Consider the following 2,177-nt stretch of genomic DNA (forward strand, 5'->3'; position numbering starts at 1 on the left):
TTCGACCAGATCTTTGAAGGGGTAATAGAACCGGGTAAAGAACCAAAGAGGCTATTTAAAGAGGCCTACGAAGGAGCCATTACAGCGGTCAGCTATGCGGAAATTCTGTTAAACCAGGCCATTCGGACCTACGGGGCCGACCACCCCGTGGGTTATCCCGACACGGCCTATTACCTGCCGGTGATCCGCTGCTTGAGCGGTGAAGAAATCAAAACCCTGGGCGACTGCGTGCCGGTGTTGAACCGGGTGCGGGCACAGTTTAAAGAAAACTTCCGGGATTTCACCAACGCCCGGCTGGCCGGGGAAGCCACCTGGTACGCCGCCGATATCATCGAAGCCATCCGTTACCTGAAGCATACACCGGAAAACCCCCTGCACGTTCCACCCTGGACCGGTTTCATCGGCGACCCGGTGGTGCGCCAGTACGGCACCAAGATGGTGGACTGGACCATTCCCGGCGAGGCGGTGATCATCGGCCGGGCCAAAGACAGCAAATCGGCCAAAAAGATTGTGGACAGCTTCATGGCCAAGGGCCTGATGCTCTTCCTCTGCGACGAGATCATCGAGCAGCTGCTGGAGGAAGGGGTCAAGCTGGGCGTGGACTACATCGCCTACCCCCTGGGCAACTTCACCCAGGTGGTGCACGCGGCCAACTACGCCTTAAGGGCCGGCATGATGTTCGGCGGCATCAAGCCCGGTTTAAGGGACGCCCAGCGGGACTACCAGCGCCGCCGGGTGCTGGCCTTCATCCTCTACCTGGGCGAACACGACATGGTCAAAACCGCCGCCGCCCTGGGGGCCATCAACGTGGGCTTCCCGGTGATCACCGACCAGCCCCTGCCCGAAGACAAGCAGATCAAGGACTGGTTCATCTCCGAGCCCGATTACGACAAGATCGTCCAGACCTGCCTGGAAGTACGGGGCATCAAGATTACCGCCATTGACATCGACGTACCCATCACCGTGGGGCCGGCCTTCGAGGGCGAATCCATCCGCAAAAAGGACATGTACGTGGAATTCGGCGGCACCAAGACCCCGGGCTTCGAACTGGTGCGCATGGTGGGCCCGGACGAAATCGAAGACGGCAAGATCGAACTGGTGGGGCCGGACATCGACACGGTGCCGGAAGGGGGGCGCCTGCCCCTGGGCATCGTGGTGGACATTTACGGCCGCAAGATGCAGGAAGACTTCGAGCCCGTGCTGGAGCGGCGCATCCACTACTTCACCAACTACGGCGAGGGTCTGTGGCACGTGGCCCAGCGGGACATCATGTGGGTGCGCATCAGCAAAGGGGCCTATGCCAAGGGGTTCCGCTTAAAGCACCTGGGAGACATACTCTACGCCAAGTTCAAGGCCGAATTCCCCTCCATTGTGGACCGGGTGCAGGTGACCATCTACACCGACGAACAAAAGGTGCTGGAACTGCGGGAAATGGCCCGGGAATACTACGCCAGACGGGACGCCCGGTTGAAGGAACTGAAGGACGAGACGGTGGACACCTTCTATTCCTGCACCCTGTGCCAGTCCTTCGCCCCCACCCACGTGTGCATCGTACCGCCCGAACGGACGGGCCTGTGCGGCGCGGTGAGCTGGCTGGACGCCAAGGCGGCCTATGAAATCAACCCCCACGGTCCGAACCAGCCCATTCCCCTGGAGGGGCTGATCGACCCGGTCAAGGGGCAGTGGAAGTCCATGAACGAATTTGTGTACCAGAACTCCCAGCGGACGGTGGAAGCGGTCAATTTCTACACCATCATGGAATACCCCATGACCTCCTGCGGCTGCTTCGAATGCATCCTGGCCATGGTGCCGGAATGCAACGGCTTCATGGTGGTCAACCGGGAGCACGGGGGCATGACTCCTTCGGGCATGACCTTCTCCACCATGGCCGGCACCATCGGCGGCGGCGCCCAGATGCCCGGGTTCATGGGTATCAGTAAGAGTTACCTGGCCTCCCGGAAGTTCGTGCCGGCCGACGGCGGTCTGGGCCGCCTGGTGTGGATGCCCAGGGCATTGAAGGATCAGTTGCGGCCGCAGCTGGAGGAAGCGGCGGAAGAAGCCGGTCTGGGCAGGGACTTTGTGGATAAGATCGCCGACGAAACGGTGGGTGTCACCGGCGAGGAAATCCTGCCCTTCCTGGAGGAGAAGGGTCACCCGGCCCTGACCATGCCGCCGTT

Annotated in this window: 1 protein-coding gene; it reads left to right on the forward strand. The window is 61.1% G+C overall.

Annotated features, from left to right (window positions below):
- The coding region (acsB, locus tag GFC01_RS17610) for an acetyl-CoA decarbonylase/synthase complex subunit alpha/beta (protein ID WP_152948452.1) at positions 1–2,177 on the forward strand (2,177 nt) is incomplete at both ends.

It is taken from the genome of Desulfofundulus thermobenzoicus, assembly GCF_009428905.1.
Lineage (GTDB): Bacteria > Bacillota > Desulfotomaculia > Desulfotomaculales > Desulfovirgulaceae > Desulfofundulus_A > Desulfofundulus_A thermobenzoicus.